This window comes from Acinetobacter sp. WCHAc060006 (assembly GCF_004209135.1).
Classification (GTDB): Bacteria; Pseudomonadota; Gammaproteobacteria; order Pseudomonadales; family Moraxellaceae; genus Acinetobacter; species Acinetobacter cumulans.
In genome coordinates this window covers 51987-74531 of record NZ_SGSS01000001.1, presented here as the reverse complement: position 1 = coordinate 74531, position 22545 = coordinate 51987, and the positions used below count along the sequence as shown (strand labels likewise).

Here is a 22545-nt window from a genome sequence, read left to right as displayed (position 1 = left end):
TAAATGACACATACAGCTTTAACTCAATTAAAAAATTTAACAACGATCGTTGCAGACAGCAGTGACTTAACTGCGATTGAAAAATTCCGTCCACTGGATGCAACAACTAATCCTTCTTTAATTACTGCGGCCGCAAACCAACCTGAAAATATGGCTTTAATTGAGGCCGCTTATCTGCAGGCACAGCAAGAAGGTTTACAGCATGATGCTTTGATTGAGCGTACTATTGATATTTTAACGGTAAAATTTGGCGCGGAAATTTTAAAGCTGGTCGAAGGTCGCGTATCAACAGAAGTTGATGCAGCGCTGTCTTATGACACTGAAGCTACAATTTCAAAAGCTAAAGAGTTGTTGGCACTTTATGCACAGTACGGTGTAGACCAAAACCGTATTTTGATTAAAATTGCATCTACATGGGAAGGCATACAAGCAGCCAAAGTATTAGAGGCTGAAGGTATTCACTGCAACCTGACGCTGTTATTCGGCTTACACCAAGCTCAAGCCTGTGCAGATGCAAAGGTTACGCTCATTTCGCCTTTTGTAGGTCGTATTTTAGACTGGTACAAAAAAGCAGAAAATGTGGACAGCTATCCGATTGAAAAAGATCCTGGCGTATTGTCTGTAAAACAAATCTACCACTACTATAAACAGCATGGCATCCGCACTGAAATTATGGGGGCAAGCTTCCGTAGCGTCGATCAAGTGCTAGGCTTAGCTGGATGTGATTTACTGACCGTCTCTCCGAACCTATTAGATGCATTAGCGCAAGATCAACGTACGGTAGAAGCGCAACTTTCTGCAGATCATACACATCCACACACTGAACACCCAATCAGTCCGCTCACAGAAACTGGATTTAAAGCACAGCTGGAAAAAGACTTAATGTCATTCCAATTACTGCAAGGTGGTATTGATGGATTTATTAAAGCACGCGAACAGCTGAGTCAGTTGTTACGCCAAGCTTTTGGTGAATCACAAGAAATTAAAGCTTAATTCTCTGCTTTACGCATAGAAGCTTTTATAAATCAGGTGAATTTTCTAATTTATCTACATATCTTGTCCACTCTAAAACTGATGTTGTTATACTGACGGCATCAGTTTTTTATTGGCAAAATCACGTGTTTGGCATTACAGACTTAACGACCTTTATTATTGGCACAACATTGATTGTGTTACTTCCGGGTCCAAATTCCATCTATGTAATGACCATCGCTTCACGCTACGGTATTCGCGCTGGCTATAAAGGTGCTTTTGGTGTTTATAGTGGCGATTTAATTCTGATTATTTTAACGGCTTTAGGTGCAGCATCTTTACTGCATGCATTTCCTTGGCTGTTTATTTTATTAAAAATTGTGGGCGCTGCATATCTAAGCTACTTAGGCATTAAGCTTTTAAAGGCTGCCTATGACACTTGGCGCACTTCCGATGCACCTCAAGCTGTACAGCAAAAAGAAGATCTTTCGTCATTAAAGCCCTTCCAAACTGCGCTTACCATCAGCGTTTTAAATCCCAAAGCAATTTTGTTTTATCTGTCTTTTTTCGTACAGTTTGCAGATCCCAATTACCCGTACCCTGCTTTAACATTCACCATGTTAGCTATCGTGCTGCAAATCATTAGCATGAGCTATTTAACTATTTTAATTTTTTCAGGCGCAAAATTGGCGTCTTACTTTACTGCACGTAAACGCTTAACTGCCAGCTGTGTTGCCAGTGTCGGCATTTTATTTTGCGGTTTTGGGCTGAAATTGGCATTTTCATCACTCTAAACACTAAAACCATACTTAAGATGAATTAGGGATCTTTTAACGACAATAATTATTTGTCCCTAACTGAAATTATGGCGCATTGCGGTAAGTACGGCGCATCATCTCCAACTCTAAACGCTGTGTTTCATCTGGATCATCTACCCCTGTAAACATAGTCAGCCAAAGACCGTCAGCCGCACAGCGTAAAAGTTGCAACTCAATGCCACTGTCTGTCTCTGCATGTAAAACCAAACGCCCATTTAACCATTCAATCCACTGTGCATTAAACGCCTGATCCGTCAGCATGACCATAGAAATCGCTGTCCATAAACTGCCAATTTCTTGCGCATCACGCTGTAAGGTAAAATGAATAAAAGCACGGGTAAAGCGGCCATAAGGCTCAGGGTCTCGCGCCATATATTCCTCAAAAGCCTGATCGAATCTTTGCAACACAGTACTAACAACCCCATGAATTAAAGCGGGTTTATTCGGAAAATGGTGGAGTAAACCACCTTTCGTTACACCGGATAAATCAGCAACAGCCTGCAAAGACACACCAGATAAACCTTTATCTGCGGTCAACTGAATCGCCACATCTAAAATACGTTGTCGGACTCGCTCAGGTTCTTTTTTCCGCTTGTAAGGATTATCCATTAATGCCCCGTTGAATTTGAAAATAAGTTAATCACCAATACACCTGAAACAATCAGTGCGATACCCAGCATTGCAGGCAAGTCCAAATTTTGTTTAAAAATAAAATAGCCCACTGCAGCAGTTAAAATAATACCCACACCCGCCCAAATGGCATAAGCAATGCCCAATGGAATAACCTTAATTACTTGTGACAGTAAATAAAATGCAATACAAAACAGCACAACAACAGCTATCGATGGCCAAAACTTTGTAAAGCCCTCAGATTTTACCAAAAAAGTAGAACCTGTGACCTCAGTAATAATGGCTAAGGCCAGCATGGCATAAGCCATATAAATCGGATTCATTGTATTTACACTCATCAAAACATACCGTATGGTCGGTATGTTATAGTTTTATAAAAAGAATGCAAGCCCATACGTGTATCTGTGAATCACTACTTTGTGTATCGATGCTACTTGAATGCAGTTTTTATATGATCTTAGGGCGCATATTGCGCTAAAAATTCAAAGGTTTTTTGCAAAGTTTGTTGGCTTGCTTTTTTACCCATCATAAATTGATATTCATGAACCAATAATTCTTTGCTCTCTGGGTAAAAAACTTCAGTTACGGGAACATTAACCTGTTTTAAACTTTGCACAAATGGCATGGATTGGCTTTGGGTTAAAAAGTCCTTATTTCCCCCGCTGATAAAGACAGGCGGATACGCTGCGCTCAAATGCTGACGTGGTGAAATACTGGCTAAGAAATCAACATCCTGCATTCGATCCCCTGTATAAGCTTGTACTAAATTGACAATCCCCCATTCTAATAATTTAATTTCTTCTGGAGCCATGTGTACAAAATCACTTAAATCATAAATGCCACAATGCAAAATCAGACCTTTTAAATCTGTTTGTTCTAAAACGGGTTTAAAGTTTTGAGATTGTGCATATCCAGGATTACTCACAAAACTGGCGTAGTGGCTAGCCATGTTTGCCCCAGCCGAATCTCCAGCTAAAAAGATCTGTTGTGCATTTAAATGGTATTGAGTCGCATGCTTTTGAATATAAGCAATCGCTTGGTTTATTTGATGTAACTGTGTGGGATAAATTGCTTCAGGTGCAAATTGATATTGTACAGACACCACGTTATAACCAGCATCTGCAAGACGTTTAAAATAGCCACGTGCATGTTCTTTATCGCCAGAAATCCAACCGCCGCCATGTATCCAAACAATAACAGGTCGAGGTACTAATTGCGCCACATAAGTAGGTTGATATAAATCAAGTCTAAGCTCTGGCGTTTGCATATAAGGAATATTGTTATATACCTTGATATGTTGAGGTGCGTGTCGATCAATGAATTTTTTTTGGATTTGGGTCGATGCATTAAATACACCTGCAATCACACGGCTATTGGACTTTGTTGATTGACATGCAGATAACTGTAACATCAGTAAAACACTTAAAATTGTCATTCCTGTTTTATGCATGATTCCGCTCACAACAAATAATACCAAACACAAATTATACCTTTAAATACAGAATAATTAATCTGGATCGCAAAACAGAAAAAACTAGTCAAAAGCTGAGCATTTTACTGTGAATTATTTGCCAATCAATTGGCATTTAATTAACTTAATTATATGAAATCAAATATTATTTTCCATTTAAAATTGAACCTTTACACGCAATATGCTATGTATAAAGAATACATTGATAAAGATAAATACTGGAGTTTTTCTCATGGCTTATCAACAAATTTTAGTCCCTGTAGATGGTTCAAAAATCTCTCTTTCTGCTGTTAAAAAAGCAGCTCAACTTGCTATTGCTTTCAATAGTAAATTAACGCTGATTAGCTTGGTTGCAGAAGATCCATTTACTGATGCTGACTTCTACTACTCAACTGCCATCATGCGTGATTACTTTGTGCAAGCCTATGAAAATGCCGAAAAAGCATTGCTTGAAGCATCTCAAATTGCAAAAGATCTTGGCGTAGATGCATCAACAGAAGTGGTAAAAGGTCTTGTTTCTGCCGAAGGCGTAGTGGCAACTGCCGAACAATACAAAGCCGATCTGATTGTAATGGGTTCACATGGCCGTAAAGGCTTCCAAAAAATCCTGCTCGGTAGTTTCGCACAAGATGTATTAAGTAATACTGAATTACCTGTACTGATTGTAAAATCTTAAAACTCACTACGATCCCAATGAGTCACCGTTTTAAGCGATTTACAACAACACAAAAATCACACGTTTTTTTATGAATGTATCACCATAATAATGTGATGACTTAAGGAGTCTAACATGAGCGCATATTCACACATTCTTGTTGCTTTAGATGAATCCCCTATGGCTTATGCTGCTGTAGAACAAGCCTTAAGCTTGGCACAAGACCTAAAAAGTCAAGTCACTATCATGAGCGTGATTGCAATTGATCCCTTTGTTGGTGTCGATTTTTATAAAGTTGCCCCAGCAATTACGGACTACTTTATGCAAGCAGAAAAGAATGCCAAAGAGCGCCTAGAAGATGTAAAACAATCTTTTGTTCGTGATGGCCTCAGTGTGAATATCAAACTTATTCATGGGGTATCTCCTTCACAAGGTATTATTCAAGTGGCTGATGAAGTCAATGCAGACTTAATTATTATGGGGTCTCATGGTCGCACAGGTATTCAAAAAGTTATGCTCGGCAGTGTAGCTCAAAATGTCCTGACCCAATCACCAATTCCTGTACTAATTGTCAAAGTCTAAATTCAAGCAAAAAAATATAATTAAAAAAAGCCCAATCCTTTTCGATTGGGCTTTTTACATCTCAGTAACAGCATAAAATTTAAAGCTTTACTCGTGCCAATGTAGAAAATGCTTTTTTAGAATCTAGTGACTTACAATAATCCTAGCCCGCAGATTAATTTATTGCGGTTCATTTCAATCAAAGTTGTATTCATTTTTTGACCAAACTACAATTTATTCATTGCTTTTAATAACAACGGTATTGGCCATTTTGTCATGCCAACCTTGTTTCTTTTGATCAAATGCAACCCAAATTAAACCCAATCCAAATACCAATGATGAAGGGAAATAGCCCAAATAACGTATCAACGATTGTAAGGGTTTTATTTTGTCACCTGTGGTGGCATCTACAATTTTAAGCCCCAAAAGAATTTTCCCAGGCGATGCCGACCAAATGTGCCAGACCAATAAAGTTAAAATAAAAGGTAAAATATAATTAATCGTGACATCAAACCATAATACGGATAATTGCTCAGAACGTCCCGTATCTAAAATTAAATCCCAATCCCCTTGGTAAAACCAAAAAAGAAGAAACAACATGATAATCAATAAAATAAAGGAATCGATAATACACGCGCCTGTACGGATCCAAAATCCTGCATATTGAGAAGGTTCCTGAAGCATGTGAATTATCCTTGTTTTTTGTTTTATTCACTTACTATAAAGCAGTCTATTTACAGACTAAATTGTAATTTTGTATAAAAAAATCCTTCTATTGAAGGATTTTTAATATCACTTGAAATTTGAATTAACTCATAGCTTTATGCAAATGTTGCAAAAATACTTCTGCCTCTAAGCCAGTATCAAAATGCTTTTCGAATACTGCATTTTTTTGCACGCTGTTTGGGGTGTACTCTGTTGCAACGGTAAAACCGCCACTTTGACTCTTAGAAATTCGCACTGCAATAATATGTTGGGTATTTAAATAAAAGCCATCTTCAACTTTAACTAACATAACAGCCTCAAAATTTCGCTCACACTAACTGAGTCTCATCAACTCTTTCACTTGATACATTTATTACAGTCAGACACTATAAAATGTAATGTATTTAAATAATTGTACTCCTAAAACGTGAAATACATAACACTTTTCACATAAATTTAATAATTTAGCATTATTAAAACAATGAATTATTCAATATACCTCATTTAAAAAAACATCATTTTTACAGGATGTTTTTTTATTTCATAAGTTTAAATTTATTTTTAAATTAACTTTATATACACAATAGACATAAAAAAACCGGATGCGAACATCCGGCTTTAAGCCAACCCTTTCGCACTATACGCTTAACATACTGTTCAGAGTTTCTGATACGTTTTTAGATTTTACTTGAGGTTTTAAAGCCTCCAATTCCGCTTTTACCACCGAGCGCTGTGGTTCTGCCAAAGTGTACCAACGTGACAACGCTTGCAATAAACGTGAACCGACAATTGGGTTTTTCTCATCAAGGTACTTCGCAAGCCCAATAAAATGCTGCACGCCAAAGCTCCATGTATTTACAGGATTGGCATTCAAGCCGCCAGATACTGCGCGGATACGGTTCGGCACTTTCAAATCATAATCCGGATGCTGCGTTAATGCCTGAATAGATTCAGCTGTCGCTTTCGGATGCGCTGCCTGCACCATGAACCATTGATCCATCGACAGCGCTTCACCTTTAAAGCGTGCATAGAAATCCGCCAATGCTTCTTTGGCTTGCGGCGCATCATTCCAAACCAGCACTTTTAAAGCGCCTAAACGTTCAGACATATTTTGCGTGGTTTTAAACTGTTCAAAGGCTAAATCAAATACTGACTCATCCCCCTGACGCGCCATCATATTCAAAGCGATATTTTTCAGCGCGCGCACACCCATTGCCTGACTGAACTCTGCAGGCGCTTCTAATGTTTGATAAATATTTTTCCAAAAACCGGTAAATGACAGCGCAACAGCGGTAAGTAAAGCATTGCGCTTTTCTTGGATCATGGCTGGATTGTAGTTCTCATCAATACGGCTGCCCAAATAGCCCTCAGCCGGAACATCCAACAAGCGTGAAGCCAATAACGGATCTTTGCAGACCAATTGAGGCAGCAGCTTAGGCGAACTGATCGCATCTAAATAAATTTGCGCATCATGATCTTTCAGTAGAATGTTTTCGACCAGGCTCTGCGCCGCCTGCCATTGGTTAAAGCCATTGGTTTCATACTGCAGAAGGAATGCAAGCTCTTCATCTGAATAGTTGAATTCCAGATTTACCGGCGCGGAGAAACTACGTAGCAATGAAACAACAGGTTGTGCTTTTACGCCTGTAAATTCGATCACAGCTTCATCTTGATCAAATAAATACACACCATCTTTTACGGCGTTTTCAAACAATGCATCAGAATTTAACACCAATTGCTCGCCAGACGCTTTATTAAAGAGTGCAAGCGCCACAGGAATCGGCACTGCTTTTAAATTTGGATATTTAGGATGTGCTTTTAGGCTTTGCTTTAAGCTTAAACGGTAAGTTTGTGCAGTTGCATCGTATTCACCCTGCGCTTCTAATTTTGGTGTACCTGGTTGGTTATACCAGATCAGGAAGCTTGATAAATCTACACCCGAACCTGCAGTTAAAGCAGCTACCCAATCTTCGACAGTTACTGCTTGGCCATCATGGCGCTTGAAGTATTCATCTGTACCCGCACGGAATTTTTCTTTGCCGAGCAAAGTCGCCATCATGCGGTTAATTTCAGCGCCTTTTTCATAGACTGTTGCCGTATAAAAGTTATTAATTTCAACAAAATGGTCAGGACGTGGCGGATGTGACAGCGGGCCTGAATCTTCTGGGAATTGATGTGCTTTAAGTACAGCAACATCATCAATACGCTGTACCGCAGCTGATTGTAGGTCTTCAGAGAAAGACTGGTCACGAAAAACGGTCAAACCCTCTTTTAAGCACAATTGGAACCAGTCACGGCAAGTAATACGGTTACCTGTCCAGTTGTGGAAGTATTCATGCGCAATCACAGACTGCACACGCATAATGGCGGCATCCGTTGTATATTCTTCATCTGCCAATACACATGAAGTATTAAAAATATTCAGGCCTTTATTTTCCATTGCGCCCATATTGAAAGCGCTAGTCGCGACAATCATATAGTTATCTAAGTCATAAGGGCGACCGTAGTGTTCTTCATCCCAACGCATAGAGTGCTTTAAGGCTTCCATCGCAATATGACATTTCGCGATATCTTTTTCTTCTGCATAAATTTCTAAGGCAACATTACGCCCTTCAGAAGTGACGTATGAGTCTTTTAATACAGCTAAATCACCAATGACACAGGCAAATAAATAAGCAGGTTTTTTAGTTGGGTCTTGCCATACCGTATAGTGACGACCTTCACCCGCCTCACCGGCTTCAATCAAGTTACCATTAGCCAAAAGCACAGGGAATTTTTTATCTGCCTCTACGCGTGTGGTAAATACCGACAACACATCTGGACGGTCTGGGTAAAAGGTAATTTTACGGAAACCTTCAGGCTCATTTTGCGTAACGAATAAATCGCCACCCGCCAAATATAAACCTTCAAGTTGTGTATTCGACTCTGGATGAATAATGACATGCGTTTCAATTACAGCATGTTCAGGTGCATTCGCAATTGACAGTTGTTCTGTGTCAAGTTGATATTCATTTTCTGCTAGAACTTGACCATTCACTTTGATGGATTGTAGTTGCAAGTCTCGGCCTAAAAGAACAAGATCGCCTGCCGTTTGGCGTTGCATATCGAGTTTTGCGTAAACATGCGTTTTTTCATCAAAGACTTGAATATCTAGCTGAATAGAATCTACAAGGAAAGACGGCTTTTGATAATCTTTTAAATAAACAGTTTGGTCTGCTTCAACTACTGGATGTGCTGCAATATTCATATAGAGTCCTAATCCTTTATTTAAACGTCTAGACAGCTGACGATTCTTAAAATGGGCAATGCATTAGATCATACGATAAGTTTTTCTAGCTGTCTGTGCATTTCATTTGTAATGTATATGGGAATAAAGCGCACTCATTTCAATTGCTTTCGCTGAATATTTATGATGCCCGCTGTATATTTGCGCAGATTAAAAACCAAGCTCACAATACAATTGTAAGCGCAACAGCTCTTAAGCACGCTAATTAAGTTTTATCAGCGAACATACACCTAAATAACAAATTCACTAAAACTTAAGGAATGTGCACAAGTAATCTATGTCAAATTTCATGCAAATCTAGTATCTAATTTTAGGCAAAATTTACTCTGATTGAAGCAAGCTCATGGCAACACCGTACATGCACCAAGCCACATCATTTTATTCTTTTCATGGTGCATCTAGATAACAAAGCTACTGAGGTTCAGCCAGCATTTAAACTCAATCCTATAAATTCCAAAGCTTTAAAATGTTGAATTTTAAAGTATCAGCCAATAAATAGTTTTTATTTTTAAACAACTTAGCAACATAATTAAAATTAATTCACGCTAAATTGCCCAATTCGTACATTTTGTGCACAGTTATTGCTTTTATCTAGCTGAACAAAGTTCACAATAAAATTTACTGAAAACAAAAAAGAGGTGCACCATGTATTTAAAAGATCACATTGTACGCGTAGAAAACGTAAAAGCACTACAAGCACTGGATGCAGCAAATATTGATCACAAAGTGATTGCTATGTTTATGAGCTGCGAAGGTATTCCCCTACAAACCTATGAGGTTAGCGCAATATTAAATAGCTATGAGCATTTAGGAGGCAAAAAAATCCCCACAAAGAAAGTCCAAGCATTGATTGATGCAAAACAACTCGGTGAGGAAGATGAATCATTACCATGCCCTGCAGCTTACTAAAAACAGTTACAGCAGTTTCTACTAACTGACCAGGAGATAAAGGATTGCCAAGATATGAAAAGTGCTAAAGGACATCCAATGCTATGACCTTAGTACGCTTAAACCACGCATACCCTGTGTAAAGCTGACTTTATACGACGCTTTATACAGGATTCATCCTTTATAGGCGCTTAAATTTAACCCTTAGCACCGAATGACAACGGTGTATAATCAATTCACTTTCTCTTTGATTTGATGACTTAGGTTATGACTTTAAACGTTCTACAAAAACAGCTGGATGCGAGCACAACGTGCCCACTCTGCCATGCTGCAATGTTTTGGACGGAAGCCGAACAATACGATCAAGAAATCAATTATTTTGAATGTAGTCACTGTCAGCACCAAATATTTCCAGAGCAACAACGCACATGCCACTGTGAAAAATGCTTAGCACAGCGTAAAAAGCTGATGGCGGAATCCCGATTACAGGAGCAACGTAAGCTACGCCAAAAAGATCAGCATGAATATGAACTCAGTCAATTGAGCTTTATGCAAAAGCTGTTTTTATTAGCGCTTTTAGATGACCTAGTGCAAGAACATACAACACATCACGAGTTTATTGATTGGGATCAAATCAAATACTACCCAATAACGCCAAATTATCTCTTTCAGAACTCAATTATTAAATATCTAGTGAAAGAGCAAGTATTAATCTGCAAAGACTTTGCTGCCCAAGCACAGCAGTATTACCTGAATATTCGCTTAGATGGCTACTCAGAACCAAGCCTATTTAGCATTACGCACCAATTACGGTTATGGTTTTATGAAAACCTCTCTATGGGTGTGCCATTTAAAAATGCCGAAGAAGTGAAAGATGCTCTTTACACGGTTTTGTATCAAGAAATTATTCAATTTATGCAGTTTTATTGTCGCTCGTGGGGAATCCAAATTGCGGGCAATAAAACCTTCCGTGCATTTTGTTATCAATTAATGGATGGGCTAGCAATTGGACAAATTTATTACCTAATCCAAACGGCCTTAGAATACTTGTATCAAAAAAATGCACTGCAAGCGCGTAACGAAAACTTTATTAATACCAACTTATTAAAAAAAACCTTACAGCAATATCGAGAGCGTAGCCTGACAGAAAAATGGGAAACCAGCACCCTGCCACGCCCACCCCAAATGCCATTGAGCAAAATGAGCCAAATTTTGTTTTACCGCTTTTTGGGCTATGACGAACGAATTTTTTTCCAGCCAGTATGGCGTTCTTGGAAAAAAATTGAAGCGCGTTTGAGTTTCCATTCCAACAAACGTTGCATCCACTGTGGTTCAGAAGAACTCTCTGTCGATTACGATGCCTCTGATTATGTCACGCTTTTCTGTCGCAATTGTAAACATCAAGATCACTATTTCACGCGTTAGGGACAATCAGCTCATGAACCAACTCGAAACCTTGCTTCCCTTAAACACGACTGAACATTTAAGCGACCTCAGCGCTCCCTTAATGGAGCAAGTCTGTGAAGCATGGACACAATTACAAACCCAACAGCCTTTGGTACATATTATTACCAATGGGGTTGCCAATAATTATGTTGCAAATGTGCTTTTGGCTGCAGGCGCATCGCCAGCTATGATTGATAACCCTTTCGAGGCAGAAAGTTTTGTACGAATTGCGGGTGCTTTAAATATAAATTTAGGCATGCCCACTTCTGAGCAGATGCAAGCCATGCAAATTGCGGCACAAACGGCACAACACATGGCAAAGCCTTGGGTACTTGACCCAGTTGGTTATGGACCTGCTCTGCCTTGGCGCTCAGAAATGACCAATCAGCTGATTCAATATGCACCAACTGTGATTCGAGGCAATGCTTCTGAAATTAGTGCACTTGCAGGTAATCAAGTCGAATCCAAAGGTGTAGACAGTACCTTAGACAGCGCTGAAGCTTATTTACAAGCGACATCATTACTCGAATATGCAAGTTGCATCGCCATTTCAGGTGAGTCAGATTATATTTTATCTAAAGAACTGAATGCAGTTATTCAAGTTAAAGGCGGTTCTTTCCTACAACCGAAAATTACAGCATCAGGCTGCGCATTAGGTGCATTAACAGCTGCCTATTGTGCAGTCAGTAACGCTACGGTAGGCACTGTGGCCGCACATATACATTTTGCAATTGCAGGTAAAAAAGCCTATGAACGTGCCAATACGGTTGGAAGTTTTAATGTTGCATTTTTAGATGAACTACATTGCTTAGATGCAGATAGCCTGCATCAATATCAAGACCTATACATAACAGCCTTATAAGTGAGGCTTAATACCCAAGCAATATGTATCAACGACTTGGTTTTTAATCGTGCATAAGCATACCCAGCCAGTATGCTTAACGCACCTTACGCCCAATCGCTAGGTTAAACGTCGTTTCCACAATGGTTTTTAAATCTAACTGACATACACACATCATGCCCATCCCATCAAAATAATCAGGCACATGTTGCATAAAAAATTGATGATGCGTGTCCTGTTTATTACGCAGTCGAATCAATTGCTCAGGCGTAATTTTTGGAATATCACAATAATGTGTAAATACCTCATCATCACGTTTCTCAACTTGTGATTTACGCGACATCACCATTTTTAGTACTCTCAAATGATCTGAACTCATTTTTCGTCCATTACGCGGATAAAAGTTTACCGAGCGCGAAGCAAATAGAGAATAGACTTTAGGTTGCATAAGCGTAGTGACAAACCATAATGGAACACTGGGATGACGTAAGCGATGATGAAATGCAACTCGAATTGCAGAACGTAAAGATAAATTGCGACGACGATACTGAGCTAAAAATCCAGCACGTGACATCACCACAAAAATAGGCTGGTGATCTAATTTTAATTTTAAAATGGCAATAATATTTTGCCCAACCAAAATGTTTTTGTGAAAATACTGAACCACTTGAACTGAAACGGCATCTAAGTCATATACAAATTGATATAAGTTTTCAATTTCAGTGTGTGGAAAAATTTGCTGATCAAATGCCCAAATTTGTTGAAAAAACAAATGCTTTTGCTCTACAGAGAGCTGCACAAAATCAGTCACTCGTTCTGTGATTTTCATAAGATGCACTCACTGCATTTAACTTTATAATAAAAAATATTTTTTTAATTTAAAATATATATGACTCTAATGAGTCTATTTGTCTTAAGCATAATAACTTTCACGCATAAAACAATGACCTAATATCCAGAACTTTTGGGCTATTTATACAATAGACAATCTACCCTGTACATATTGAACAAAAAACTAAATCATACCTAAGCGTATAACAAAAATCTTCATTCAAGCCCTATAAAAAAAGCTGGTAGATAACTACCAGCTTTTTAAATAAGTATGTGAAGCGTGTTTAATGACGTATTAGAACCGTTTTAATGCGATTTTCATCCATCTCAGTGACTTCAAATACAACGCCCTGATATTCAAGCTGTGTGCCAATATCGACCACACCCTGCATCTTGTCTAGAATTAAACCAGACACACTAATGTAGCCTGCATCTTCTTCAACCAAGTCCAACATGCCCAATTCAAGTTCTAACTGATAAACATCTAGCAAGCCCGAAGCACGCCATGTGTGTTCATCTAATTTAACTAAATCAAGTTGCTCGTCTGCATCAGGGAATTCCCCTGCGATTGCTTCAAAGACGTCCAGTGGAGAAACTAAACCTTGCACATTACCAAACTCATCACTCACCATCACCAAAGAACCTTTTGAAGTTCTCAAGGTATTAATCGCATCAATCACTTTCATTTTTTCGAAAATATAAATTGGGCGGTGGCGTTTAATTAAAGCTTTGAGTTCCGTTTCGTCATCGAGTACATCCAATAAATCCTTGGCGCGCACCACACTAATGACTTTATCTAAACTACCTCGACACACAGGGAATAAACTATGTGGTACCGATAAAACCTTTTCACGAATTTGCTCTGCTGTGTCATCAAGATCGACCCACGAAATTTGGCTACGCGGTGTCATAATTGATGCAACTGAACGTTCTGCTAGGGTTAAAACCCCACCAATCATATAACGCTCTTCATCAGCAAATGCTTCTTGTGCTTGTAAGACAACACGATCATCCGTAGTTTCAACACGACCACCCATTAATTTTAAAATGGAGTCTGCAGTCCGATGACGCAAAGGAATTTTAGATGCATGTTTGGCAACATTACGTTGACCAAATTGGTTAAAAGCTTCAATCGCAATGGCTACGCCAATACCCGAATAGATATAACCTTTAGGAATATGGAAACCAAATCCTTCTGCAATTAAGCTGATACCAATTAATAGTAAGAAGCTCAAACACAAAATCACCACCGTTTGATGACGGTTCACAAATGCAGTTAAAGGTTTAGATGCCAATAACATGACTGCCATAGCGACAATCATTGCTGCCATCATAATGCGGATATCATCCACCATACCAATAGCAGTAATTACAGAGTCTAAAGAGAACACTGCATCTAACACGACAATTTGCGCGACAACTGCAGCAAAGCTCGCATAGACTACATTATTCGACACTTTGACTTCTGGCTTACCTTCAATTTTTTCGTGTAATTCAGAAACCGCTTTATACACAAGGAATAAACCACCACCCAACAGGATAAGGTCTCGCCCAGAAAAAGGATGATCAAATATATTAATGAGAGGTTCAGTCAGGGTGACTAACCAAGAAATAGCAAACAACAAGCCTAAACGCATGAACAATGCGAGCGTTAAACCAAGTACACGTGCTTTATCACGTTGTGAAGGAGGAAGTTTTTCTGCCAAAATGGCAATAAAGACTAGGTTATCAATACCTAATACAATTTCTAAAATGATTAATGTAATTAAACCAACCCATAACCCAGGATCCATAAAAAATTCCATTAGTTATTTACTCCGCAGTATTGAGTTTGGTAGGTACTAAGCAGATCTGCGCACGGCGACGGATCCATATTTGAAGCCTTTGTTACTATAGATAAATTTATTATGCACAAACTTAAGATTTTGTAATGATTTTTTTGTAATTTTTTTGAGTTAAAGCTCAAATTTCACGCAGAGTAAAAACTTACTTTATATGTGTTCAGTTACTGTAGTGTAAACAACTAAATTAAGTATGCTGGGCTAAACTGGACTTTAAATTGAAAAATTTAATACCTTAATAATTTATTACAAGCTCAATAAACATTTAATTTATTCATATTTATTTATATCAATCGTTATAAAAATCCAATTTTATATATGTAAAATATTTTTCAAATAAATACTTAAATTAAATCATCCAAACACATATATACACATACTACAAAACTTTGTATTCAACCAATAAAACAAAGATTAATACTAATATTTAAAATATACAGTTACTTAGAAACCAACTATCACTCTGACACTATTCATGACCTATATATTATAAAATCAATATTTGTTATAGATGACGGACAGTAAAAAACTGATTTAACAGTTAAACTTAAAGCCATTTATCCGAATATTCTGGTGCATCTATCATTTGAAAAATCATTTAACTATAATCAAATGATTAAATTTCTTTTACTTGTTGTGAATTCTAAAAATATCTATTGATATTGAACACACTTTTTACTTAGAATAACGACAGATTAAATAAAATTACAAAAAATTTGACTTGGGGCATTTCATGACGAAAAAGTATTCTAAATTTTTACCAACGACTGACGACTTCAACTTAGAAAATTTCCCATATTATTGGGTAACTCAGGTTCATGCACAATATGTTCTTAATGTAGATCATGCACTTAAGAAGTATGGTGTTGATAACTCACGTCGACGTATTCTCCTTGCATTGAAGTCTAAGCCACATGCAAGCGTATCGGATTTATCTGAAATGGTGGTGTCTAAAATGTCCACCACAACCAAGATTGTCTATCGCTTAAAAGATGAAGGATTAGTAGACACTTATTCATGTGAAGATGATGCACGTATTACGCGCGTTGTACTCACTGAAAAAGGCAATCTAATGACGCAAAAGATTAATGATTTAACCAATATTGTATTGGAGCAATCATTCGAAGGCCTTACTCCCCTTCAAATTGAAAAAACCATGGAAAGCCTACGTCATATATTTAAGAACTTGTCTCGTTAAATATATCTCACTACATTCTCAAATATCAGTCGAAAAAATTTAGTTGGGGACTAATTTTTTCGACTTTTATTTTGGGTACGTGTGAACATTCAAATTCTTCTACTGGAAAGCCTTCCACAAAACTCTGGATATTCGGCGATTTCCAGTTTAACCACTCTTCTAAACGTGCATGCGGTATAACTATAACTGAACGCTTTACATCACCAGGCTCATGAAAGTCCTTCATCATAGGATGGTCTATGGCATTCATTGTGATCATTGTACTTGACCGTATAACTTCAGAACCTTGCTGACAAATATCATAGAGCGCAGCAATATAAAATGCCTGCCCGTCTTTACGACGCACACCCCAACGCTGGGGTTTATTATCGATATATTTTGATTCATAAAACTCTGCAACGGGTATAACACCAAACTTGCATTTAGAAATTGCATTGATAAAACTGGCTTTTTGTAGCAAAGTTTCATTACGTGCATTATAGGTTTTTAATGCAATTGATTTATCTTCTGCCCATTTAGGTACCATACCAAAACCCACTTTACGCCACTCTAAACCTTGTTGAGCATTAAATAAGAGTGGTAAATCGTAATTTGGATATACTTCCGCCACATACTCAAATGGAATTTCAGGGAGGTGCAATCTGTGTAATTGCTCCAACGTCAGCGGTTTAAAATTAGCACACATAGTTTCTAGACTAAAAAAACTTATTAATATAATAATAGATTCACATAAGCTTGTGCATTCTGACTAAAATCCATCAAGCTACTATTTCTTTACATTGCGATGTGTATGCATCATTTTTTATTAATTTTCTAAAGGTTCTTGAATTTTCAACATAGCACGATAGATCCGCCAATACACGACGCACGAAAAAATAGGATCAATTGCCACATCTTTGTATTCATTAATTTTTTCTAATTCTGGCTCACTCCATCCTTCAGAATAATTTGTCCAAATCAATTCAATCAAAATCACAGCAACTACAAAAATGACTAAAGTTTTGAGCACAATCGGCAAATATAATGCAAAAAAGCGATTTAAAAATTGTTGCCCTTGTTCCCCACCATTGGCCTTAAATATCGCATTGGTCCAACTAATCAATAGCCCCAGATTCACCACAAAGGTTGCTAAATTTAATCGTACAGGTTGCTCAGGCGTAATGGCCACAAAAAAGAATGAAACTAATATTAAAATACTGCTCGCGATATAATAGTTTTTAAATTGACTTTGCTTAACCTGATGAGTTTTTAAATCGTGTATGAGCTGTTTTACATTCCAAAAATACATATAAAATAAGTTCCTCTATTTATTTCTATTTATACATGAAAAAAGCCTCCGAAGAGGCTTTTTTAGTCAAACAGTCTGACGATTAGTCACCTGTATAACCTTTTAACTTCAAGCGGTAAGCATGAAGTAGTGGTTCTGTATAACCTGATGGTTGCTCTGCGCCTTTGAATACCAAGTCATAAGCAGCTTGGTAAGCAAAACCGTCAAAACCTGGTGCCATTGCAGTGTATGCAGGATCATTCGCATTCTGTTCGTCTACGATTTTCGCCATACGTTGCATAACTTCTTCAACTTGCGCTTTCGTTACGATACCGTGACGTAACCAGTTCGCTACGTGTTGAGAAGAAATACGTAAAGTTGCACGGTCTTCCATTAAACCAACGTTGTTGATGTCTGGAACTTTAGAACAACCTACACCGAGGTCTACCCAACGCACTACATAACCCAAGATACCTTGAAGATTGTTTTCAAGTTCTTTGATCTTGTCTTCCTCAGACCAGCTTGTATCTGTCGCTAAAGGCGGTGTTAACAAGTCATCTAAAGAAAGCGCTTCAGTTTTGAGAAGCTCTTGCTGACGGTTTGAAACATTGCATTGGTGGTAATGGATCGCGTGAATTACAGCGCCAGATGGTGACGGAACCCATGCACAGCTTGCGCCAGCTTCTGGATGCTCAATCTTAGTTTTGTACATATCAAGCAGCATATCTGGTTTTGGCCACATGCCTTTACCAATTTGCGCTTTACCGCGTAGACCTGCTTGAAGACCGATCATTACGTTACGGTTTTCGTAAGCTGGGAACCAAATTTGCGACTTCACTTCGCCTTTACGAACGAATGGGCCTGCTTCCATAAATGTATGGATTTCATCGCCAGTACGGTCCATGAAGCCTGTGTTAATGAAGATCGTACGATCTTTTGCTTGCGCGATACAGTTCTTCAAGTTTACAGATGTACGACGTTCTTCATCCATAATACCGATTTTTAAAGTCTTCGCTGGAAGGCCTAGCGCTTGCTCTGAACGTTCAAATAGTTCAACTGCAAATGCAACTTCTTCTGGACCATGCATTTTTGGCTTCACGATGTACATAGAACCTTTACGAGAGTTCTTGTTTTCGTTTTCGCCTTTAATATCTGCAAACGTCAATAACGGTGTAATTAACGCATCCATAATGCCTTCGTAGATTTCAGCGCCATCTACAAGGATCGCAGGGTTTGTCATTAAATGACCAACGTTACGAAGAAGCATTAATGAACGGCCATGAAGTTTAGTTTCACCGCCAATTAAGTTTTTATGCGTACGGTCTTTATTAAGTGTACGTGTAATCGTTTTACCGTTCTTCTCAATAGACTCTGAAAGTGTGCCTTTCATTAAGCCTAACCAGTTACGGTAGCCTTCAACTTTCTCTTCAGCATCTACTGCTGCGATAGAGTCTTCCAAGTCTTGAATCGTTGTTACAGCAGCTTCAAGAACAAGGTCTTTTACGCCAGCAGGGTCTGCTTGACCAATTGGGCTTGTCGCATCAACTTCAACGATCACATGTAGACCATTGTTAAGCAAAACGATTTCAGTTGGCGCCGCTTCGTCACCATTAAAACCAACGAATTGTGCTTCTTTTGCTAAAGTCGTTGTAGAACCATCTTTTAAGGTTACAACTAATTTTTTAGCTTCAACTGCGTATTTTGTTACATCTGCATGTGAGCCAGTTGCAAGTGGGAAAGTTTCATTTAAGAAATTCTTAGCAAATGCAATTACTTTTTCGCCACGTACAGGGTTATAGCCCTTGCCTTTTTCTGCGCCGCCATCTTCAGAGATCACGTCGAAGCCGTAAAGTGCGTCGTATAAAGAACCCCAGCGAGCGTTCGCTGCGTTCAAGCAGTAACGAGCATTACGTACAGGTACAACCAATTGCGCACCAGCCAATAATGCGATTTCTTCGTCTACATTTTCTGTGCTGATGTTGAAATCTTCTACTTCTGGTAATAAGTAGCCAATTTCAGTTAAGAAAGCTTTGTAAGCTCCAAGTTCAAATTTGTTGTTGCGGTGCCATTCATCAATTTTAGCTTGAAGGTCGTCACGCTTAGCCAGTAGTGCTTTGTTCTTTGGGCTAAGATCGACAACGACTTGTTCGAAGTTTTTCCAATATGTATCGCTGTCTAAACCAGAACCTGGAAGCGCTTCATTTTCGATGAAATCGTAAAGTTCTTTAGCAATCGCTAACTTGCCTTTTTGAATACGTGCAGTCATTGTCTTTCCTGATATTGCTACTTTTTATAACAAGAGATTCCAGTATACCCATTTATACTTAGCTGAATAGCACTATCACATTACTAAATAGTGATCATTTTTTAGCAAGTAAATACCCTCATTTTCTTGCTAAAACATCTGATCGGCAACGCAACATCATCAGCTTGAATGCTCTTTTACAGTGTATAAATTTTTTGTTATGCCGAAATTAGACTTAAGTGCAGACTTTTGATTTAAAAATATACAAATAGCACTAATTTAGTCATATTCAATGCTGATTAAGCCATGAAAAAGCCGAAATGTCGATAAAACACACAGTCACTTTTGAATAAAAAAAGCGCCATAAATGGCGCTTCTTCATCTTTGTTCGATCCGTGGCTTTTACACAAATAACGAACATATTCCAGCTATTTTGCTGTAAAAATACACCTTATATCTATTTCAAGTTCACCATTTTAAGTACGGACTTTTCACTAAACTGCTCACTATAATTCCATACCTGCTGGTGCACTAATTTGGCGATGTGCTGCGTTTAGATAATCATCTGACTGCATTTCTAATAAACGCGAACGTGTACGCTCGATTTCAAATGCCAGTTTCTCACCTTGATAGATATCAATAATCGAGTCTTCAGAGGTTAATAATAATTTAACACCACGGTCGTAAAACTCGTCGACCAAGTAAATAAAACGACGTGTACCTTCCGATAAATAGTCCGTCATGTGTGGCACATTACTGACCAATACGGTGTTATAGACATTGGCGATTTCAATAAAGTCAGCTGGACTACGAGGTTTTAAGCACAGTTCTGAATATTCACACCAAAGCACATCTTCTGTATGACCAATAGTTTCCACAATTCGCTTATTAATAATAATCGGCTCTTGTGACTGAGTCTGACCTTGCGTCAAAGCACTAAAACGCTTTGCCATCCAAAGTTTATTTTCATGCGTAAGTGGGGTTTTAAACAATTGTGCTTGCTTTAATACGCGCAGGCGATAATCCACACCTGCATCCACATTTAAAATCACACAATTCTTTTTAACCAGTTCAATGGTTGGAATAAAACGGTCACGGTGAATACCATTTTTATATAAACCATCTGGCGCAATATTTGATGTTGCAACCAGTGTAATACCACGTGCAAAGAGTTTTTGGAACAAATCGCTTAAGATCATGGCATCTGTCACGTTTGAAACAAAAAACTCGTCAAAACAAATGACAACGGCCTCTTTATAAATTTGGTCTGCCACTAAGTCGAGCGGGTTACGTTGCCCTGAAAGCTTATTGAGTTCACGATGTACGTGCTGCATAAAGTGGTGAAAATGCATTCGTGTTTTACGGCGAAATGGAATCGACTCATAAAATTGGTCCATGAGCCATGTTTTACCACGTCCGACACCACCCCACATATATACACCTTGTGGTGCAGTTTGGCGACGGAAACGACGAAATGCCTTTTTAGATGCTTTAAAGCGTTGAATCAGTTCTTGCCATACGCGATCTAATTCATGCACAGCTTGCGCCTGTGCTTCATCCGGTAGGAATTGGCCTGATGCCAAAACTTCAGCATATCGCTCTGCCGGTGAAATTGGGGTAAATGCTGTACTGTGCTGTGCTTGAATGTCTGACATAACTCTAAATACTATTTTGGGCTATTTTAAATTATAGCGAAGATTAAACTTGAATATATAACACTTTGGGATATACATGCTTAGGCTATTTTAAATATTGCCTTGGGCTTTGACCAAACCACCGTTTAAATGCATGATTAAACGCCGCTGGTTCTGAGTATCCCAAAAGTTCAGCTATCATTTCTATTGAATATTCATTGTATTCAATTAAGCGTAAGGCTTTATCTTTAATAATATCTTCACGGATTTGTTTATAACTACTCCCGAGTTGTTGCAACTGATGTCTTAACGTTCGCTCTGGTAAATTTAGTGCTTGTGCTGTTTCAGCCATGCTTGGCATTACACCTGTTTGAAGCTCTAAATAATCCTGCACTCGTTGTATCAGTGAAGGTACTGTTTCATCCGCATTGAGTCGGTTGAGTTCAGCAATGCACTTGGCTTCATATAAATTAAAAGTCATTGCATCAGCAGAAGGAATTTTGACATCCAACACCGACTGCTCAAACCAAAAAGACGCAAATGGCGCACCAAAGCTAACCTGCTGGCCATAATAATCATGATAAACCTGTAATTGCTGTGCCTCACTAGGCAAGTCAAAGGGTAATTCAATTTGAATTTGTGGCGAAGCCAGACCCATCATTTTGTACAAATCACGAATAAATTTGTAAGTACCTGATATTTCAGATTGTGCCAACAACAAACCTAAAGGACTGTTGATATTTTGTGGCCGATAACATAAAGCCGCTTGGTGCTCACGAAAATCTAAGCCCAATTCACCCGTTAAATGTGTTAATTGCTGAAAGCACATGCCCTGCTCAAGTACAGTTCGAATATTCGGACTAGTCACCAATAGCATTAACAAGGGGCCATAACCTGCTAAAGCATAATGCTGACCAATGAACATTCCTTGCTCTGGCGGCACATCATGCCCAATCACCTTTAACACATCCCACTCAAGGCTTGGGTGAATCACCGAAGTTGCATCGAGTGCATCAATACGCAAGCCAATGGTTTGGAGTTTCTGATCCACATCTATGCCTGCCTTACGCATGCCTTGGATTAAGTACATAAGGCTGAGAACAGATCGCTTCATAGACATCCAATAATAAACAGAGAAAGATTTAATTCATGTTTGTTTTACTATAATTTTTAAGCTTTGCAAATTGCCGTTTTGATCAATTTTCCTGTCATGACAATCATTTCTTCTATTAGAACGAATGCGGTACTCTAATTCC

Annotated in this window: 21 protein-coding genes; 8 read left to right on the top strand and 13 right to left on the bottom strand. The window is 38.4% G+C overall.

Annotated elements, in window-relative coordinates:
* Positions 1–3: 3 nt before the first annotated feature.
* The gene (tal, locus tag EXE29_RS00375) at positions 4–993 is read left to right on the top strand and encodes a transaldolase (protein ID WP_117007587.1); all 990 of its coding nucleotides are present in this window, start codon (positions 4–6) and stop codon (positions 991–993) included.
* A 125-nt stretch (positions 994–1118) separates the two neighbouring features.
* On the top strand, positions 1119–1766 hold the full coding sequence (leuE, locus tag EXE29_RS00370; protein WP_120363612.1) for a leucine efflux protein LeuE: 648 nt from the start codon (positions 1119–1121) through the stop codon (positions 1764–1766).
* Between the two features lie 69 nt (positions 1767–1835).
* Here leuE and EXE29_RS00365 read toward each other — a convergent pair whose 3' ends face one another.
* From EXE29_RS00365 to EXE29_RS00355, 3 genes are all read right to left on the bottom strand, one after another.
* Positions 1836–2399 (bottom strand): TetR/AcrR family transcriptional regulator, encoded by a 564-nt coding sequence (locus EXE29_RS00365; protein ID WP_117007585.1) that lies wholly within the window; start codon positions 2397–2399, stop codon positions 1836–1838.
* Complete coding sequence (locus EXE29_RS00360; RefSeq protein ID WP_117007584.1) at positions 2399–2743, bottom strand: SMR family transporter; 345 nt, start codon at positions 2741–2743, stop codon at positions 2399–2401. Before EXE29_RS00360 ends, EXE29_RS00365 begins: the two co-directional genes overlap by 1 nt.
* Before the next feature lie 134 nt (positions 2744–2877).
* Positions 2878–3870: an alpha/beta hydrolase gene (locus tag EXE29_RS00355; RefSeq protein WP_410159302.1), complete on the bottom strand. Its 993-nt coding sequence runs from the start codon at positions 3868–3870 to the stop codon at positions 2878–2880.
* Between the two features lie 253 nt (positions 3871–4123).
* Here EXE29_RS00355 and EXE29_RS00350 point away from each other — a divergent pair, with 253 nt between their 5' ends.
* Both EXE29_RS00350 and EXE29_RS00345 read left to right on the top strand, forming a co-directional pair.
* On the top strand, positions 4124–4567 hold the full coding sequence (locus tag EXE29_RS00350; RefSeq protein ID WP_106984921.1) for a universal stress protein: 444 nt from the start codon (positions 4124–4126) through the stop codon (positions 4565–4567).
* Positions 4568–4681: 114 nt separating this feature from the next.
* Entirely contained in the window at positions 4682–5128 is a 447-nt protein-coding gene (locus tag EXE29_RS00345) for a universal stress protein (RefSeq protein ID WP_120363611.1), read from the top strand.
* Between the two features lie 213 nt (positions 5129–5341).
* Here EXE29_RS00345 and EXE29_RS00340 read toward each other — a convergent pair whose 3' ends face one another.
* The 3 genes from EXE29_RS00340 to pepN all read right to left on the bottom strand — a co-directional run bounded on the left by EXE29_RS00340 (position 5342) and on the right by pepN (position 9059).
* Positions 5342–5791, bottom strand: a complete 450-nt coding sequence (locus tag EXE29_RS00340) for an RDD family protein (protein ID WP_106984923.1) — start codon at positions 5789–5791, stop codon at positions 5342–5344.
* Between the two features lie 124 nt (positions 5792–5915).
* Positions 5916–6122, bottom strand: a complete 207-nt coding sequence (locus EXE29_RS00335) for a hypothetical protein (protein WP_106984924.1) — start codon at positions 6120–6122, stop codon at positions 5916–5918.
* Between the two features lie 327 nt (positions 6123–6449).
* Entirely contained in the window at positions 6450–9059 is a 2610-nt protein-coding gene (pepN, locus tag EXE29_RS00330) for an aminopeptidase N (RefSeq protein WP_120363610.1), read from the bottom strand.
* 684 nt (positions 9060–9743) lie between these two features.
* Here pepN and EXE29_RS00325 point away from each other — a divergent pair.
* From EXE29_RS00325 to thiM, 3 genes are all read left to right on the top strand, one after another.
* Entirely contained in the window at positions 9744–10007 is a 264-nt protein-coding gene (locus EXE29_RS00325; protein WP_106984926.1) for a hypothetical protein, read from the top strand.
* Positions 10008–10253: 246 nt separating this feature from the next.
* Positions 10254–11411 (top strand): hypothetical protein, encoded by a 1158-nt coding sequence (locus EXE29_RS00320; protein ID WP_106984927.1) that lies wholly within the window; start codon positions 10254–10256, stop codon positions 11409–11411.
* 13 nt (positions 11412–11424) lie between these two features.
* A complete protein-coding gene (gene thiM / locus EXE29_RS00315; protein ID WP_120363609.1) occupies positions 11425–12294 on the top strand; it encodes a hydroxyethylthiazole kinase in 870 nt (289 codons plus the stop codon).
* A 76-nt stretch (positions 12295–12370) separates the two neighbouring features.
* Here the strand turns inward: thiM and EXE29_RS00310 are convergent, their stop codons facing one another.
* Both EXE29_RS00310 and EXE29_RS00305 read right to left on the bottom strand, forming a co-directional pair.
* Positions 12371–13102 carry a hypothetical protein gene (locus tag EXE29_RS00310; protein ID WP_117007579.1) on the bottom strand — a complete coding sequence of 244 codons (732 nt, stop codon included), beginning with the start codon at positions 13100–13102 and terminating at the stop codon, positions 12371–12373.
* A 286-nt stretch (positions 13103–13388) separates the two neighbouring features.
* The gene (locus EXE29_RS00305; RefSeq protein WP_106986763.1) at positions 13389–14909 is read right to left on the bottom strand and encodes a TerC family protein; all 1521 of its coding nucleotides are present in this window, start codon (positions 14907–14909) and stop codon (positions 13389–13391) included.
* Positions 14910–15678: 769 nt separating this feature from the next.
* On the opposite strand from EXE29_RS00305, the gene EXE29_RS00300 reads away from it, so the two are divergent.
* Positions 15679–16143 carry a MarR family winged helix-turn-helix transcriptional regulator gene (locus tag EXE29_RS00300; protein ID WP_106985782.1) on the top strand — a complete coding sequence of 155 codons (465 nt, stop codon included), beginning with the start codon at positions 15679–15681 and terminating at the stop codon, positions 16141–16143.
* 25 nt (positions 16144–16168) lie between these two features.
* On the opposite strand, the gene EXE29_RS00295 is transcribed toward EXE29_RS00300, so the two are convergent.
* From EXE29_RS00295 to EXE29_RS00275, 5 genes are all read right to left on the bottom strand, one after another.
* Positions 16169–16828 carry an SOS response-associated peptidase family protein gene (locus EXE29_RS00295; protein ID WP_117007578.1) on the bottom strand — a complete coding sequence of 220 codons (660 nt, stop codon included), beginning with the start codon at positions 16826–16828 and terminating at the stop codon, positions 16169–16171.
* A gap of 120 nt (positions 16829–16948) precedes the next feature.
* Complete coding sequence (locus tag EXE29_RS00290; RefSeq protein WP_106985784.1) at positions 16949–17431, bottom strand: hypothetical protein; 483 nt, start codon at positions 17429–17431, stop codon at positions 16949–16951.
* 82 nt (positions 17432–17513) lie between these two features.
* On the bottom strand, positions 17514–19676 hold the full coding sequence (locus EXE29_RS00285; protein WP_117007577.1) for a malate synthase G: 2163 nt from the start codon (positions 19674–19676) through the stop codon (positions 17514–17516).
* A 485-nt stretch (positions 19677–20161) separates the two neighbouring features.
* Positions 20162–21310 (bottom strand): cell division protein ZapE, encoded by a 1149-nt coding sequence (gene zapE / locus EXE29_RS00280; protein WP_106985786.1) that lies wholly within the window; start codon positions 21308–21310, stop codon positions 20162–20164.
* 85 nt (positions 21311–21395) lie between these two features.
* Positions 21396–22403 carry a helix-turn-helix domain-containing protein gene (locus tag EXE29_RS00275; RefSeq protein WP_120363608.1) on the bottom strand — a complete coding sequence of 336 codons (1008 nt, stop codon included), beginning with the start codon at positions 22401–22403 and terminating at the stop codon, positions 21396–21398.
* Between the last annotated feature and the right edge of the window lie 142 nt (positions 22404–22545).